Annotated in this window: 14 protein-coding genes and 1 tRNA gene; 5 read left to right on the plus strand and 10 right to left on the minus strand. The window is 68.6% G+C overall.

The genetic code is table 11. The features are described 5' to 3' along the window. Window positions 1-26: 26 nt before the first annotated feature. The 4 genes from J2728_RS15400 to J2728_RS15415 all read left to right on the plus strand — a co-directional run bounded on the left by J2728_RS15400 (window position 27) and on the right by J2728_RS15415 (window position 2,954). Complete coding sequence (locus tag J2728_RS15400; RefSeq protein WP_310000517.1) at window positions 27-908, plus strand: COG4223 family protein; 882 nt, start codon at window positions 27-29, stop codon at window positions 906-908. Next, the gene (locus J2728_RS15405; protein ID WP_310000521.1) at window positions 905-2,440 is read left to right on the plus strand and encodes a heme biosynthesis protein HemY; all 1,536 of its coding nucleotides are present in this window, start codon (window positions 905-907) and stop codon (window positions 2,438-2,440) included. The genes J2728_RS15400 and J2728_RS15405 overlap by 4 nt, the downstream gene beginning before the upstream one ends. A gap of 41 nt (window positions 2,441-2,481) precedes the next feature. Continuing rightward, window positions 2,482-2,557 (plus strand) — tRNA-Thr (locus J2728_RS15410). A gap of 97 nt (window positions 2,558-2,654) precedes the next feature. Next, complete coding sequence (locus J2728_RS15415) at window positions 2,655-2,954, plus strand: hypothetical protein (RefSeq protein ID WP_310000525.1); 300 nt, start codon at window positions 2,655-2,657, stop codon at window positions 2,952-2,954. On the opposite strand, the gene J2728_RS15420 is transcribed toward J2728_RS15415, so the two are convergent. The 7 genes from J2728_RS15420 to J2728_RS15450 all read right to left on the minus strand — a co-directional run bounded on the left by J2728_RS15420 (window position 2,951) and on the right by J2728_RS15450 (window position 11,107). Beyond that, complete coding sequence (locus J2728_RS15420) at window positions 2,951-3,601, minus strand: hypothetical protein (protein ID WP_310000528.1); 651 nt, start codon at window positions 3,599-3,601, stop codon at window positions 2,951-2,953. The two genes, J2728_RS15415 and J2728_RS15420, sit on opposite strands and share 4 nt — an antisense overlap. Before the next feature lie 131 nt (window positions 3,602-3,732). Beyond that, entirely contained in the window at window positions 3,733-5,934 is a 2,202-nt protein-coding gene (locus J2728_RS15425) for a 3-hydroxyacyl-CoA dehydrogenase NAD-binding domain-containing protein (protein ID WP_310000531.1), read from the minus strand. 18 nt (window positions 5,935-5,952) lie between these two features. After that, the gene (locus J2728_RS15430) at window positions 5,953-7,158 is read right to left on the minus strand and encodes an acetyl-CoA C-acetyltransferase (protein WP_310000534.1); all 1,206 of its coding nucleotides are present in this window, start codon (window positions 7,156-7,158) and stop codon (window positions 5,953-5,955) included. Window positions 7,159-7,224: 66 nt separating this feature from the next. Next, window positions 7,225-7,605, minus strand: a complete 381-nt coding sequence (locus tag J2728_RS15435; protein ID WP_310000535.1) for a hypothetical protein — start codon at window positions 7,603-7,605, stop codon at window positions 7,225-7,227. Next, window positions 7,602-8,765, minus strand: a complete 1,164-nt coding sequence (locus J2728_RS15440) for an acyl-CoA dehydrogenase family protein (RefSeq protein ID WP_310000537.1) — start codon at window positions 8,763-8,765, stop codon at window positions 7,602-7,604. The genes J2728_RS15435 and J2728_RS15440 overlap by 4 nt, the downstream gene beginning before the upstream one ends. A gap of 2 nt (window positions 8,766-8,767) precedes the next feature. Then, entirely contained in the window at window positions 8,768-10,561 is a 1,794-nt protein-coding gene (locus J2728_RS15445; protein ID WP_310000538.1) for an acyl-CoA dehydrogenase C-terminal domain-containing protein, read from the minus strand. A gap of 66 nt (window positions 10,562-10,627) precedes the next feature. Then, window positions 10,628-11,107 (minus strand): MerR family transcriptional regulator, encoded by a 480-nt coding sequence (locus J2728_RS15450; RefSeq protein WP_013077278.1) that lies wholly within the window; start codon window positions 11,105-11,107, stop codon window positions 10,628-10,630. 199 nt (window positions 11,108-11,306) lie between these two features. Here J2728_RS15450 and J2728_RS15455 point away from each other — a divergent pair, with 199 nt between their 5' ends. After that, window positions 11,307-11,945, plus strand: coding sequence for a S24 family peptidase (locus J2728_RS15455; protein ID WP_310000539.1), 639 nt, complete (start codon window positions 11,307-11,309; stop codon window positions 11,943-11,945). 71 nt (window positions 11,946-12,016) lie between these two features. Here J2728_RS15455 and J2728_RS15460 read toward each other — a convergent pair whose 3' ends face one another. The 3 genes from J2728_RS15460 to pgm form a co-directional block, all read right to left on the minus strand. Next, the gene (locus tag J2728_RS15460) at window positions 12,017-12,226 is read right to left on the minus strand and encodes a hypothetical protein (RefSeq protein ID WP_310000540.1); all 210 of its coding nucleotides are present in this window, start codon (window positions 12,224-12,226) and stop codon (window positions 12,017-12,019) included. Between the two features lie 140 nt (window positions 12,227-12,366). Beyond that, on the minus strand, window positions 12,367-14,025 hold the full coding sequence (locus J2728_RS15465; protein WP_310000541.1) for a lysine--tRNA ligase: 1,659 nt from the start codon (window positions 14,023-14,025) through the stop codon (window positions 12,367-12,369). Window positions 14,026-14,287: 262 nt separating this feature from the next. Further along, the gene (gene pgm / locus J2728_RS15470) at window positions 14,288-15,943 is read right to left on the minus strand and encodes a phosphoglucomutase (alpha-D-glucose-1,6-bisphosphate-dependent) (protein ID WP_310000542.1); all 1,656 of its coding nucleotides are present in this window, start codon (window positions 15,941-15,943) and stop codon (window positions 14,288-14,290) included. Between the last annotated feature and the right edge of the window lie 220 nt (window positions 15,944-16,163).

Raw genomic sequence — 16,163 nt, forward strand, 5'->3', positions numbered from 1 at the left:
GCGTCTGCGTGGGGCACGAATGGCGTATGAACGCCGTTCCCGATCCCGCTGAAATCGTCGCCCCCAGCGATCCCGCGCTGTACGCGCGCAAGAAGGTGATGGGCCCCAGCGTCTGGATCTGGCTGTTCCTGTGTCTGCTCTGCGCCATCTTGGGCGCCGGCGTCGCCTGGTTCGGGCCGGCGCTATTCCCGGCCAGGCCGGCGCCCGCCGCGCCGATCTCCGCGGTTCCCAGCGCCAAACCGATCGCCGAGCGCGTCGCGCCGGCGCCCGTTCCGACCGTCCCCGCCGGTCAGGCCGAGACGTCGACCGCCCCCGCCGAGGACGTGGCGCGTCTGGATGGCCGTGTCGCCGCTCTCGAGACCGCCCAGCAGAGCGTCGCGGACGCCGCCGCCGCCGCCCTGGCGGTCTCGACCTTGGCCGAGGCGGCCAGCGAGTCCCGCCCCTTCGCCGAGGCGCTGGCGGGCCTGCAACGCATCCTGCCCGCCTCGCCCAGCTTGCGGGCCTTGGAGCCGTTGGCCCGCCTAGGCGCGCCGACCCGCGCCGGCCTCGCCGTCCAGTTCGGCAATCTCGCCGGCCGCGCCGCCAGCGCCGCGCGCAATCCTGGCGCCGACGCCGATCTCTTCGCGCGCATCCGTTACGCGCTGTCGAGCATCGTTTCGATTCGCCACGTGGGGTCGCTCAAGGGCTCGACGCCCGACGCGATCCTCGCCCGCGCCCAGGTCCTGCTGGACGAGGGCGATGTCGAGGGCGCGGTGGCCGCCCTGGGCGCGCTGCCCGACCCGGCGCGCGAAGTGCTGGCCCCCTGGTTCGCGGCCGCCAACCGCCGGATCGAGATCGACCGCCACGTGGCCTCGGTTCGCGCCGACGCCTTGGCGGCCCTGTCGCGTATCGCGCGGACCGCCCCATGACCCGTGTCGTCTTCGCCCTCTTCCTGGTGGCCGCCGTCGCGGTCAGCGTCCTGGCCCTGACGGGCGAGCCCGGCCGGGCGTCCCTGGAGTGGATGGGCTGGCGCATCGAGATGACAGCGGCCACCGCCGCCCTGCTGACCCTGTTCTCGGCCCTGCTTTTCACCGTGCTGTGGCGCGGCGTGATCTGGATCGTCGAGGCGCCGCGCCGCGCCGCCCGAGCCCGCGCCGAGGCCAAGCGCAAGCAGGCGATCGAGGCCCTGACGCGCGGCTTCCTGGCCGTGGCGGCGGGGGACGGCTCCGAGGCCCGCCGCCTGGCCCAGAAATCCGCCGAGCTGGCCGAGGACGCCCCCGGCCTGGTCCGGGTGCTCGCGGCCCAGGCCGCCGAGGCGGCCGGTGATCGCGGCGGCGCCGCCAGCGCCTATAACGCCATGCTGGGCTTTCCCGAGATGCGCCTGGCGGGCCTGCGCGGTCTGATGCAGGCGGCCCTGGCCGACGGCGACAAGCAGACGGCGCTCCGTCATGCCGAGACCGCCTATGGCCTGGCCCGCACGGCTCGCTGGGCCTGGCGCGCCTTGCTGGAGGCGCGGCTGGAGGTCGGCGACTGGGCCGCCGCGCTGCAGCTGGTCCAGGGCGCCCTGGAGCGTAAGATCGTCTCGCCGGTCCTCGCCGAGCGCAGCCGCGCCGCCCTGCTGGCCGCCTCGGCCGCCAGCCTCGAGGAGTCGCCGGATCCGAAGGCGCGCGCCCAGGCGCTCGACTTCGCCAACCAGTCGGTCAAGCTCAAGCCCGACTTCACGCCCGGCGTGATCATGGCCGCGCGCCTGTTGGCCGATGACGGCAAGACCGCCAAGGCCAGCCAGATGATCGAGACAGCCTGGAAGGCCCAGCCGCATCCGGCGCTGTGGCTGGCTTATCGCGACCTGAAGACCAACGAGACTCCCAAGGCTCGGGCCCAGCGACTGGCCGCTCTCGCCGCCTTGCGTCCGGAGGCTCGGGAGAGCCTGATCCTGCGGGTCGAGGCGGCCCTGACCGGCGGCGATCCGATCGCGGCCCGCGCGGCGGCGCGGCTGCTCGACGACGAGGCCCCCACCGCCCGCTTCGCGGGATTGATGGCGCGCGTCGCCGCCGCCAACGGACAGGCCGACGAGGCGCGCGCGTGGATCGCGCGTGGGATTGACGCGCCCCGGGAGCCGGACTGGTCGGATCTCGACCCCGAGGGCCGCGCCTTCGCCTACCAGCGCGAGGACTGGGCGCGCCTGGCGGTCAGCTACGCCGAGACCGGCCAGCTGATCCATCCGCGCCACGAGCGCCGGGAGCGCACGATGAGCGACCTGCCAGAGGTCCCGTCGGCCTATGTCGAATCGACGCCGTTCATCCGCGCCGCGGAGACGGGCGGCGCTCTGATGCCCATTCCAGACGACCCTGGGGTGTTCGACGCGCACCCGCTTCCGGACCCGCCGGAACCGGCTCCCGCGCCGCGTCGCAATTCTGGTGCAAGACGACGCTTGGCAAGCGGCTCGCGCCCCGCTAAATAGGCGCTCCCTCCGCTCCGGGATCGCTTCCGAAGCGTCCGTGGGCCGCCTTAGCTCAGCCGGTAGAGCGGCGCATTCGTAATGCGTAGGTCAGGTGTTCGAGTCACCTAGGCGGCACCACTTTTCCTCTCTCTTCTTCCTAAAAGTCCCAACCGGCGCCGCGCCGCGTCGGAACTGGGGTGTTGGCGCGTTCGTTTCTTCGGCGAAGGAGCCCGCCATGCTTGAAGTCGTCGACCACGAAACCGCCCTCGAGGAAGTCCTGGCCTTTCTGGACGCGCCGCCGGAGGCTGGTTCGGCGGACGATGAACGCTTTGTCGCGCGGCTGCGTCAGGTGATCGCCGCCGCGATTCCCGCCGCCGAGGGCGATGATCCCGAGGACGCGCCGACGCTGCGCCTCGAGGACGGCCTCCGCGACCGGCTCGAAGCGCTCGCGAAGGCGCGGGCGAGCCACAACTATTTCGGCGAGCATCCGAACGGCATCGGGCCGACGCTGGGCATGGACGTCTCGAACGCCTAGTCGTCCCAGCCCTTGCGCTTCTTCTTCTTGCCAAGCGCGAAGATGCCCGGATACGGCCCCTTGCCGGTCCGATAGAGGCACCAGTCGTCGTCCTTCTTGCAGTCGCCGTCGAAGGCGGCCTTCTTGTCTGGGTCGATGGCGGCGTACATCGGCGCGGTCAGGGCGCGCTTGCCGTCGCCCTCGGCGCAGGCGGCCTTCTCGTCGCGGGTGAGGGCCGTGACCTGTTCGTGGCGGCAGCCCAGACTGTCGCGCAAGCTCTTACGGGTCTCGTCGCTCTGCTCGACCAGCTTGCGGGCGGTGAAGCCTGGCGGCGCCACGACGGCGGGCGGGCCAGCTGGTCGTGCTGGTTTCGCCGGTGGAGACGCGGCGACCGGGGGCGGGGCCTCGACGGGGGAGCGTGGCGTTCGAACCGAGGCGGGGCGGTTGGCCACGGCCCTTTCCGGCGACGGAGCGGTCGGGGCTTCGACAAGCTCGACCTCTATGATCGGCGGCTCGACGAGATTGGGCGTCCAATGGGCGCCGGCGACGAGGGCCAGCAGGGCCAGGGCGTGAGCGGCCAGCACCGCGATCCAGGCTACGAGGGTGCGCCGCGATTCCCGCCGTGAGGGCGGCCGTCGCCAGGTTCCGATGGCGATCGCCTTGCTCATGGTCTCTCCGGGCGCCGCGGCGCGGGGACCTCGATAGGCGCGGGATAAGGCGCAAGCGTGACCTTGGCCGACAACAAAAAGGCCCGGCGTCGCCGCCGGGCCTTCCCGTGTTTCAGCGATGCGAAGAACCGCTACGCGGCGGCCTTGGCCTTGACGCCGAAGCGGCCATAGAAGGTCTCGCCCTTCTCGGCCATTTCGCGCAGCAGGGCCGGCGGGGCGAACCGCTTGCCATGCTTCTGGGCGAGGGCGTCGCAGGTCTCGACGAAGGCCTTGGCGCCGACGGCGTCGATCAGGCTGATCGGGCCGCCAGTCCAGGGCGCGAAGCCCCAGCCCAGGATCGCGCCGACATCGGCTTCGCGCGGGTCGGTGATGACGCCTTCCTCGAAGCAGCGGGCGGCTTCGACGGCCTGGCGGTACAGCAGCCGGGTGCGGATCTCCTGGATCAGCGCCTGGTCAGCCTCGGCGATTTTCACCGGAGCGAGGTCCGACAGGCCCTTCCACAGGGTCTTGGGGCCATTCTCCGGATAGTCGTAGAAGCCCTTGCCGTTCTTGCGGCCGAAGCGCTGCAGCTCGACCACCATCTTCTCGATAATCGGGGCGAACGGACGATCCTCGAACTTGTCGCCGAGGTCCTTCTTGGTCTGCTGGGTGACCTTGTAGCCAAGGTCGAGAGCGACGTCGTCGTTCATCTCCAGCGGACCGCGCGGCATGCCGGTGGCGCGACCGACATTGTCGATGATGGCCGGGGCGATGCCGTCGGCCAGCATTTCCAGGCCTTCCTGCACGAAGGTGCCGAAGCAGCGGCTGGTGTAGAAGCCGCGGCTGTCGTTGACGACGATCGGCGTCTTCTTGATCTTCAGGACGTAGTCGATCGACTTGGCCAGGGCCTCCTGAGAGGTCTCCTCGCCCATGATGATCTCCACCAGGCCCATCTTGTCGACCGGCGAGAAGAAGTGGATGCCGATGAAGCTCTTCGGACGCACGGACGCCTTGGCCAGGCCGGTGATCGGCAGGGTCGAAGTGTTGGAGCCGAAGATGGCGGTCTCGGCCAGCTGGGCCTCGGCCTTCTTGGTGACCTCGGCCTTGATCTCGCGGTTCTCGAACACCGCCTCGATGACGAGGTCGCTGCCCTTGACGCGATCATAGTCGGTGGTCGGGGTGATCAGGGCCAGGACCTTGTCGGCCTTTTCCTGGTTCATCTTCCCGCGCGAGACCGCCTTCTTCAGCAGGCTCTCGGCATAGGCCTTGCCCTTGTCGGCGGCTTCTTGGCTCTGGTCGATCAGGACCGTCTCGATGCCGGCCATGGCTTGGACATAGGCGATGCCGGCGCCCATCATGCCCGCGCCCAGCACGGCGACCTTCTTGGCTTCCGACGGCGGGACGTTGGCCGGGCGGCCCGAGCCCTTGCCCAGCTCTTGCAGGGACAGGAACAGGGTGCGGATCATGCCCTTGGCCTGGGGCGACATCATCGTCTTCAGGAAATAGCGGGTCTCGATGCGAATGGCCGCGTCGAACGGGACCTGCGTGCCTTCGTAGACCGCCTTCATGATGTTCAGCTGGGCGGGATAGTTGCCATAGGTCTGCTTGCGCAGCATGGCGTTGCCCATGACGAACACCTGGCTGCCGGTCGGTGTGTAGGGTCCGCCGCCGGGCAGCTTGAAGTCCTTCTTGTCCCACGGGGCGACGGGGTCGCCCTTGGTCTTGACCCAGGTCTTGGCCGCTTCGACTTCCGAGCCCGGCGCGACCACTTCGTGGACGACCTTCAGGGCGAGAGCCTCCTGCGGCTTCATCGACTTGCCTTCCAAGAGGTACGGCGCCGCGGCCATCACGCCCATCAGGCGCGGCAGGCGCTGGGTGCCGCCGGCGCCCGGCAGCAGGCCGACCTTGGCTTCCGGCAGGGCCAGCTGGGTCTTCGGATTGTCGCCGACCACGCGATAGTGGCAGGCCAGGCAGATCTCGAGACCGCCGCCCATGGCCAGGCCGTTGATCGCCGCGGCGACCGGCTTGCCGCAGGTCTCCAGGGCGCGGAAGGCCTTGTTGAGCGCGAAGCCGGCGTCGAACGCCGCCTTCAGGCCGGCTTCACCGCCAGCCGAGCCGCCGCCCAGGCCGCCATTGCCGCCCAGTTCGCCGAGGTCCGCGCCGGCGCAGAAGCCGCTGGCCTTGCCCGAGGTGATGACCGCGCCCTTGATGGCCTCGTCGGTCTTGATGTGCTCGACGATCTCGCCGATTTCCTTGATGACCGAAGCGGTCAGGGTGTTCATCGAACGGCCGGGCACGTCGAAGGTGACCAGGGCCACGCCGTCGGAATCGACCTCGATCTTGAAGTTTTCCATGGTGCTAGTTCCTCGGTCTTAGACGCGTTCGATGACGGTGGCGGTGCCCATGCCGGCGCCGACGCACAGAGTGATCAGGGCGGTTTCCTTGTCCGAGCGCTCCAACTCGTCGACCATGGCGCCCAGGATCATCGCGCCGGTGGCGCCCAGCGGGTGGCCCATGGCGATGGCGCCGCCGTTCACGTTCATCTTGTCGTGCGGGATGTCCAGCGCCTGCATCATGCGCAGGACGACGGCGGCGAAGGCTTCGTTCAGTTCATAGAGGTCGATGTCCTTGACCTCCATCTTCAGCTTCTTGAGCAGTTTCTCGGTGACCAGCGCGGGGCCGGTCAGCATGATCGAGGGCTCGCTGCCGATCGAGGCCGCGCCCTTGATCTTGGCGCGGGCCTTAAGGCCAAGCGCCTCGCCCATCTCCTTGGTGCCGATCAGCACGCCGGCCGCGCCGTCCACGATGCCCGAGCTGTTGCCGGCGTGGTGGACGTGGTTGACGCGCTCGACCTGCGGGTAGCGCTGGGTGACGACGGCGTCGAAGGCCATCTCGCCCATGCCCGTGAACGAGGGGTTCAGCGCGGCCAGGGTCTGCATGGTCGTATTGCCGCGCACGGTCTCGTCGTGGTCCAGGATGGTCAGGCCCAGTTGGTCCTTCACCGGGATCACCGACTTCTTGAAGCGACCGTCGGCCCACGAGGCGGCGGCGCGCTTCTGGCTCTCGACGGCGTAGGCGTCGACGTCGTCGCGGCTGAAGCCATAGAGGGTGGCGATCAGGTCGGCCGAGACGCCCTGCGGGGCGAAATAGGTCTTGAAGGCCGAGGAGGGGTCGGTCGGCCAGGCGCCGCCGTCGCTGCCCATCGGCACGCGGCTCATGCTCTCGACCCCGCCGCCAATCGCCAGCTGGGCCTCGCCCGAGGCGACCTTGGCCGCGGCCATGTTCACCGCTTCCAGGCCCGAGGCGCAGAAGCGGTTGATCTGCACGCCGGCGACGCTCTCGGCGTAGTCGGCGGTCAGGACGGCGGTGCGGGCGATGTCGCTGCCCTGCTCGCCGACCGGGGCGACGCAGCCCAGGACGACGTCGTCGACCTTGCTGGTGTCGAGGCCGTTGCGGTCGCGCAGGGCTTCCAGGACCTGGGTGGCCAGGGACAGCGAGGTGATCTCGTGCAGAGACCCGTCCTTCTTGCCCTTGCCGCGCGGCGTGCGCACGGCGTCAAAGATGTAAGCGTCAGCCATGGAATGGCTCCTTCCTGCGAAGCGTTGTTCGTGTCCGTGGCGCGGCCCTTGGGGCGGGTCGCGTCGTTATGGTTTCCAGTTGCCGATCGGGTACTTGCCGATCGGCTCGCACTTGAGGCCTCGGGCCGAGACCTTGGCGCGGTAGTAGAGGCGCGAGCCGAACTCCGGCGGCGGCAGCGCGCAGGCGGTGAAGCCCGAGGTCGTGACCTCCAGCCTCCACTCGGCGATCTTGGAGCGCAGCAGCGTGCTGCAGATGTCCTGACCCGCGGGTTGCAGCGGCAGTTTGAAGGCGCCCGGCTGCGGTCGCTTGCCGACCAGCTCGCCGGAGAAGGTGAGGGGGCGGGGGCCTTGCACGGCGCGCACGCAGACCACGGCGGAGCGAGCGTCGCTGGGCGGCGGAGCCGCGGCGGGGCCGGCCAGCAGCCCGATCAGGGAGAGCGTGATCACAGGGTCCTCGCGATCAGCAGTTTCATGATCTCGTTGGTGCCGCCGTAGATGCGCTGGATGCGGCTGTCCTTGTACATGCGCGCGATCGGGTACTCGTTCATGAAGCCGTAGCCGCCGAACAGCTGCAGGCAGCGGTCGACGATCTTGTTCTCCAGATCCGAGACCCAGTACTTGGCCATCGAGGCGGTCGCCGCGTCGAGCTTGCCCTCGAGGTGCTGGCCGATGCAGTGGTTGACGAAGACCTTGGCGACGGTCGCCTCGGTCTTGCACTCGGCCAGGACGAACTGGGTATTCTGGAAGTCGAGGATCGCCTTGCCGAACGCCTTGCGGTCCTTGACGTAGGCGATGGTCAGCTCCAGCGCCCGCTCGATGGTCGCCATGCCCTGGACGGCGATGTTCAGGCGCTCCTGCGGCAGCTGGCTCATCAGCTGGAAGAAGCCCTGGCCCTCGTCGGTCCCCAACAGGTTCTCGGTGGGAACCTTCACGTCGTTGAAGAACAGCTCCGAGGTGTCCTGGGCCTCCTGGCCCAGCTTGTCGAGGTTGCGGCCGCGCTCGAAGCCCTCGGCGTCGTCGGTCTCGACGAAGATCAAGGACGTGCCGCGCGCCCCGCCGGCCGGGTCGGTCTTGGCCACCACGCAGATCAGGTTGGCGGTCTGGCCGTTGGTGATGAAGGTCTTGGAGCCGTTGAGGACGTACTGGTTGCCGGCCTTCTTGGCGGTGGTCTTGATGCCTTGCAGGTCGGAGCCGGCGCCGGGTTCGGTCATGGCGATGGCCGAGACCAGCTCGCCGGTGGCCATGCGCGGCAACCAGCGCCGCTTCTGCTCCTCGGTGCCGTAGTGGACGATGTACGGCATGACGATGGCGTTGTGCAGGCTGGCGCCGAAGCCGTCGACGCCCTTCTTGCCCAGCTGCTCCATCAGCACGACCTCGTGCCGGTAGTCGCCGCCGGCGCCGCCGTATTGCTCGGGCGTGGAGAGGCCGAGCAAGCCGGCCTCCCCCGCCTTGGTCCACATGTCGCGGTCGACGCAGTGGTTCTCGCGCCACTTCGCGACGGTCGATTCGGGCGCGTGCTCGTCGAAGAATTTGCCCACCGCGTCCTCGAAGATCGCGATGTCTTCCTCGGCCATGAAGGCCGGTTTTTCCACGTTGAGCACGCTCATGATCAGAAAGCCTCCGCGGGCAGCGCCATCAGGGTCGCCGAACCGGTCTTCAGCTTGGCCAGATGCGACGCGGCGTCAGGCAAGACGCGTTCGATGAAATATCGGCCGGTCGTCAGCTTGGTCGCGTAGAACGGATCGGACGAGCCGGCGGCGATCTTGGCCTGGGCGGCCTTGGCCATCAGGGCCCACATGTACGCCAGGCCCGTCAGGCCGAAGAGGTGCATGTAGTCGGTGGAGGCAGCGCCGGCGTTGTCGGGGTTCTGCAGACCGTTCTGCATCAGCCACATGGTGCCGTCCTGCAGCTGGCCCTTCACGCCGGCCAGGGCCTCGATGAACGGCTTGATCGCCTCGTCGGCGTCGTTCTCGCCGATGAACTGGTCGATCTCCTGGAAGAAGGTCATGACCGCGCGGCCGCCCTTGGAGGCCAGCTTGCGGCCCACCAGGTCCAGCGCCTGCACGCCGTTGGTGCCCTCGTAGATCAGGGCGATACGGCAGTCGCGCATGAACTGGCTGACCGGGAAGTGCTCGGTGAAGCCGCTGCCGCCGTGCACCTGGACGGCGTTCGAGCAGACCTGGAAGCCCTTGTCGGTCAGGTAGCCCTTCAGCACCGGCGTCATCAGGCCCATGTAGTCGGCCGACTTCTCGCGGACCTTCTCGTCGGGGTGGACGTGCGACAGGTCGCCGTGCAGGGCGGTCCAGAACAGGAAGGCGCGGCCGCCCTCGATCAGGGCCTTGCTCTCCAGCAGCATGCGGCGCACGTCCGGGTGGACGATGATCGGGTCGGCCGGGCCGTCGGCGTTTTTCGGGCCCGTCAGCGAGCGGCCCTGCAGGCGGTCCTTGGCGAAGGCGACGGCGGCCTGGTAGGCGGCCTCGCCCTGGGCCACGCCCTGCATGCCGACGCCCAGGCGGGCCTCGTTCATCATGACGAACATGATCTTGAGGCCGGCGTTCTCCTCGCCGATCAGATAGCCGACGGCGTCGTCATACTGCATAACGCAGGTGGCGTTGCCGTGGATGCCCATCTTCTCTTCCAGGCCGACGCACTTGACGCCCTGGTTGCGCTCGCCGACCGAGCCGTCGGCCTTGGGGAAGAACTTCGGCACGATGAACAGGCTGATGCCCTTCACCCCGGCCGGCGCGCCCTCGATGCGGGCCAGGACCAGGTGGACGATGTTGTCCGACATGTCGTGCTCGCCGGCCGAGATCCAGATCTTCTGGCCGGTGATCTTGTAGCTGCCGTCGCCTTGCGGGACGGCCTTGGTGCGCAGCAAACCGAGGTCCGTGCCGCAGTGCGGCTCGGTCAGGTTCATGGTGCCGGTCCACTCGCCGGTCACCATCTTGGGCAGATAGGTCTCTTTCTGTTCGTCCGTGCCGCCGAAGTGGATGGCCGAATAGGCGCCGTGGGCCAGGCCCGGATACATCGAGAAGGCCATGTTGGCCGAGCTCGACATCTCGCTGAAGGCCAGGTTCACGACATAGGGCAGGCCCTGGCCGCCATAGGCGGGGTCCGAGCCCAGGCCAGTCCAGCCGCCTTCGCACAGCTGCTTGTAGGCGTCCTTGAAGCCGGGCGGCGTGGTGACGGTGTTGGTCGCCGGATCCAGCTGGCAGCCGTTCTTGTCGCCGACCGTGTTGAGCGGGGCCAGGACCTCGCCCGTGAACTGGGCGGCGGCGTCCAGGATCTGCTCGACGACGTCGAACGGCGCGTCCGAGAAGCCGGGCAGGTCGCCGTGCTGGTCGATATTGAGCACGTCACGCAGGATGAAGGCGTGATCGCGAACGGGCGGCTGGTAGGTCATGAAACGGTCCTGGCTAGGATCGGGGAGGAAACGGGTGCGGCGACGCCCTGGGGCGACGCCAGGGTCTTACTTGCCCAGCATGGCCTCGGCGTGACCGTCCAGGCGGGCGCGCAGCACCTGCTCGTAGTCGGCCGCGCGGGGCAGCAGGTCGGGGCGGATCTCGGCCAGGCGGCGCTCAAGGCGGTCGCAGGCCTCGCGCAGCTCGACCAGGGCGTTGTCGATGTCGTCGCGCTGTTGCTCCAGCGCCGTGGCGCGTTCACGGAACTTCTTCAGCGAGCGGGCCATCTGGGCCGCGCCCTGATCGTTCTCGTCATAGAGGTCCAGCAGTTCGCGGATTTCCGACAGCGACAGGCCCACGCGCTTGCCGCGTAGGATCAGCTGCAGACGGACGCGGTCCTTGTGCGAATAGACGCGGTTCAGCCCCTCGCGCGCGGGGTTCAGAAGGCCCTTGTCCTCGTAGAAGCGCAGGGCGCGCGGCGTGGCTTTGAATTCGTTGCAGAGCTGGCGGATCGTGAATGTCCGCTCGGGGCGACGCAGGTCGGCCATGGTTTAAACCTCCCAATGAAGAGGGCCTGGCTACCGCGGCCGGGCCGCTTAGTTATCGACGATCACCCTAAACCCGATCTCGGGGCAGCGTCAACGCTTACGTAAACGTCAATCTTGGCCTTGAGGATAGGTTTACTTTCCTAGGCCCGACGGCGTACCCTCGCCGATCGAAGGCCATGACCGTCAAAGGAGACGCCCGGTGGCGACCCTCTCTCACGGTGAAATCTGGCGGGCCATTGACGCCCTGGCCGAGCGTTTCGACATGACGCCCTCGGCCATGGCCCGGATGGCGGGGCTGGACCCCACGAGCTTCAACCGCTCCAAGCGCGGCTCCACGGAGGCCGATGGCCGGGCGCGCTGGCCCTCGACCGAGAGCCTCGCCAAGCTCTTGGAGGCGACGGGGGTCAATTTCTCGGAATTCGCCGCCCTGACCGAGCGATCGACGGGAGCGGGCGCCAAGCGGGGCGCGCCCCTGATCGGCCTCGCCCAGGCTGGACGGGAGGGCTTTTTCGACTCGGCCGGCATGCCGACGGGTTCGGGCTGGGACGAGGTCGCCGCGCCGGATCTCGGGGAGGGCCTGTTCGCCCTGGAGGTGTCGGGGGAAACGCTGGCGCCGGTCTATCGCGACGGCGACCGGCTCTTGGTCTCGCCCACGGTCGAGCCGCGCAAGGGCGATCGCGTGGTGGCGCGGACCCATACGGGCGAGGTGCTGGTGCGGGAGCTGGGCCGGGTCACGGCCAGGACGATCGAGCTCCTGGCCCTGGGGCGCGAGGGCGAGCGCCTGCTGTCGCGGGACGAGGTCGCCTGGATCGCGCGGATCGTCTGGGCCAGCCAGTAGCCGGCCCGGAGCGCGCGTTAGGTTTAAGTGTGAGCGGTTAAACCGCTCGAGCGCGCGCTAAAAGATCCGTCTTACGTCCGCGGGCAGTCGCCGTGCGTGTCGAGCAGCCAGGCGATCAGCGGGCCGGCGGCCGGATCGGCGCACGACACGTCGACGCGGTACGACTGCCAGGTGTCGTTGTGCGCGGCCTCGACGCGGGCGTCGGGGAACTGCTGGACGATGCCGCCGAGCAGAGAATCGAATTCCTGTCGGTCGGTGGGGCGGAGGGTGAACGAAGCCATTGGTCTGACCTTGAAGACTGTTCTGGTCCTGAAGATCGGACCTTAGACTCACAAAAGTGGTCAGACCCTTAATACCGAATTCAGCTGTCGTTCATCTGCCCGGCAAGGTGTCGCTGCGCGTTTCCGCCGCACCAATACCTCTAGCCCAATTTCGCCTCGATCAGCGCCACCGTGCGGTCGATGCCGAAGATGGCCGCGAACGAGCCGAAGCGGGGACCTTGGCTTTGGCCCAGCAGCACCTCGTAGAGGGCCTGGAACCAGGCGCGCAGCGGGTCGAAGCCGTGCGTCTTGCCGACCTCGAACACTTCGTTCTGGATCAGCTCGGCGTCCTGCGTCCCGGCCGGCATGGCCTTCAGCTTGGCCAGGAGGTCCAGCATGGCGGCGCGTTCCTGGTCGCTGGGGGCGCGGAACACCTTCGAGGGCTTCACGAAGTCCTCGTAGTAGTTGATCGCGTAGCCGGCCAGGCGGTCCAGCAGCGGCTGGCTCTCCGGCGAGGCGCCCGGGATGTAGCGCGACAGGAAGCCCCAGAGGATTTCCTTGGTCGAGGCGTCGGCGGCCGAGACCAGGTTCAGCATCAGGCTGAACGACACCGGCGAGCCTTGCTCGGGCGGCTTGCCGCCGTGGATGTGCCAGACCGGATTGTCCAGCTGCTTGGCCGGTTCCTGGCGGCCGAACGCGTCCAGCTGCTGCAGGTACTCGTCGCTGGCCTTGGGGATGACGTCGAAATAGAGCTTCTTGGCCGACTTGGGGCTCTGGAACATGTAGTACGACAGGCTCTCGGGCGCGCCGTAGCGCAGCCAGTCCTCCATCGACAGGCCGTTGCCCTTGGACTTGGAGATCTTCTGGTTGTTCTCGTCCAGGAAGAGCTCGTAGTTGAAGCCCTCCGGCGGAACCCCGCCCAGCGCCTTGCAGATCGCGCCCGAGGCCTTGACCGAGTCGATCAGGTCCTTGCCGCTCATCTCGTAGTCGACGCCCAGGGCGGTCCAGCGCATGGCCCAGTCGGGCTTCCACTGCATCTTCACGTGGCCGCCGGTGACCGGGACCTCGACATTACGGCCGTCCTCGTCCTGGAAGACGATCGTGCCCTTCTCGACGTTGCGCTCCAGCGTCGGCACCTGCAGCACGCGGCCGGTGGTCGGGCTGATCGGCAGGAACGGCGAATAGGTGGCGCGACGCTCTTCGCCCAGAGTCGGCAGCATGACCTTCTGGATGGCGTCGAAGCGCTCCAGGGCGGTCAGCAGGGTCGCGTCGAACATCCCGCCCTTGTAGCAGTCGGTCGAGCTGACGAACTCGTACTCGAAGCCGAAGCTATCGAGGAACGCGCGCAGGCGGGCGTTGTTGTGGGCGCCGAAGCTATCGTGGGTGCCGAAGGGGTCGCGGACGACGGTCAGCGGCTTGCCCAGGTCCTCGATCAGCGGCTGCTTGTTCTCGATGTTCTCGGGAACCTTGCGCAGGCCGTCCATGTCGTCGCTGAAGGCGATCAGGCGGGTCGGGATGGCCTCGTCGGTCAGGGCGCGGAAGGCGCCGCGCACCATCGTGGTGCGCGCGACCTCGCCAAAGGTGCCCAGGTGCGGCAGGCCCGACGGCCCGTAGCCGGTCTCGAAGATCACGGCCTTGGAGAGGGCCGGATAGGCTTTCACCGCCTCGTCGGTCTTGCCGGCGTCGATCAGGGCCTTGGCGGCTTCCTGGTCGGCGCGATCGGGGAGGCGCACGCGCAGGACGCGGGCGATCGTGGCGCGCGCCTGCTCGAAGGGCCAGGAGCGGGCGTCACGGGCGAGGGGGGAGAGGCCTTCAAACATGCGGGGCGGTATAAGCGCTGACGCGGCGAAGGGCTAGGGTGGCGCCGATATTCAAAACGGCAAACAACCCCGCCTTCCTGGGCCCTGTGCCCAGGACCCATCGTTCCGCAGCCGCAGAGGTTGACCGGCGTCCTGGGGCGTTCAGCCTCGGCTCGCCTCAAGGTCCCGGCCTGCCGCAAGCCTGGGTCCTGGGCACAAGGCCCAGGAAGGCGAGCTATGAGTTTCAAATTCAGGGCTGAATGTCGAGCCGACCTCGTGCGGATCAGCCCTTCAGCGCCCCCGCCACCACCTCGCGCGCCTCGGCTTGGACCTGCTTGAGGTGATCAGCGCCCAGGAACGACTCCGCGTAGACCTTGTAGACGTCCTCGGTGCCGGAGGGCCGCGCGGCGAACCAGGCGTTCTTCGTGCAGACCTTCAGGCCGCCGATCGCCTCGCCGTTGCCCGGCGCGGCGGTGAGGATGTCGGTGATCGCCTCGCCGGCCAGGGTCTTGGCCGAGACGTCGCTGGGGCTGAGCTTGGCGAGGCGCGCCTTCTCCTCGCGGCTGGCCGGGGCGTCGACGCGGGCATAGGCCGGCGCGCCGTACTGGTCGGTCAGGCCGGCGTAGAGTTGGCTGGCGCTCTTGCCCGTCACCGCCTGGATCTCGGCGGCCAGCAGGGCCAGCTGGATGCCGTCCTTGTCGGTGGTCCACACCCCGCCGTCGTGGCGCAGGAAGGCCGCGCCCGCCGACTCCTCGCCGCCGAAGCCGACCGAGCCGTCCAAGAGGCCCGGCACGAAATACTTGAAGCCGACCGGCACCTCGAGCAGGCGACGGCCCAGGCCCGCGACCACCCGGTCGATCATCGAGGACGAGACCAGGGTCTTGCCGACCGCCGTGTCGGCGCCCCAGCCGGGGCGATGGCTGAACAGGTACGAGATGGCGGCGGCCAGGTAGTGGTTGGGGTTCATCAGCCCGCCGTCGGGCGTGACGATGCCGTGGCGATCAGCGTCGGCGTCGTTGCCGGTGGCGACGTCATAGAGCGCCGTGTGGGGCGCCGCGCCGCCCTTCATGATGCCGATCAGGTTGGCCATGGCGCTGGAGGACGAGCAGTCCATGCGGATCTTGCCGTCGGTGTCGAGCGGCATGAACGCCCAGCGCGGGTCGACCGCGTCGTTGACTACCGTGAGGTCCAGGCCGTGGCGCTCGGCGATCGCGCCCCAATAGGCGACGGCCGCGCCGCCCAGCGGATCCGCGCCGATCCGCACCTTGGCCGCGCGGATGGCGGCGATGTCGATCACCGCCGGCAGGTCGTCGACATAGCGACCGAGAAAGTCATAGTCGCCGGCGGCCTTGCGGGCGGCTTCGAACGGGACGCGCTTCACGCCCGCCAGGCCCTGGGCCAGCAATTCGTTGGCGCGGGCGGCGATGGCCGAGGTGGCGTCCGACCCGGCCGGACCGCCGGAGGGCGGGTTGTACTTGATGCCGCCGTCGCGCGGCGGGTTGTGCGAGGGCGTCAGCAGCAGGCCGTCGGCTTGCGCGCCGCCTTGGCGGTTGTGGGTCAGGATGGCGTGCGACACCGCCGGGGTCGGGGTGAAGCCGTCGCGGGAGTCGACCAGGGTTTCGACGCCGTTGCCGGCCAGCACTTCCAGCACCGAGCGCCAGGCGGGCTCGGACAGGCCGTGGGTGTCGCGGCCGACGAACAGCGGGCCGGTCACGCCCTGGGCGGCGCGGTATTCGACGATCGCCTGGGTGACGGCCAGGATGTGGGCCTCGTTGAACGCGCCGTCCAGGCTGGAGCCCCGGTGGCCCGAGGTGCCGAACACGACCTTCTGCGCGGGATTGGAGACGTCCGGCTTGATCTCGAAATAGGCGCCGATCAGCGCGTCAAGTTCGACAAGATCTTCGGGAAGAGCGCGAAGGCCGGCGCGGTCGTGCATCAAGTCACCTGGCAGAGTTTGAGCGAGGCTCGGAAGTCGAACTCCTATAAGGGGTGGAAGACAATTTCACGAACTATTCCGTGTCTGTTTTCCGCCGTTTTGGGTCACTTGTCAGCGCCGCGGGTCCCCACCTGACCACGCTCCGCGTGGTTGTCCTCCCCCGGAGGGGGCGGAAGGCGCGCGTCAGCGCGGAGGGGGCAAGTACGAGCGTTCGCGGCGCTCT

The organism is Caulobacter segnis, from assembly GCF_031454995.1.
Lineage (GTDB): Bacteria > Pseudomonadota > Alphaproteobacteria > Caulobacterales > Caulobacteraceae > Caulobacter > Caulobacter segnis_E.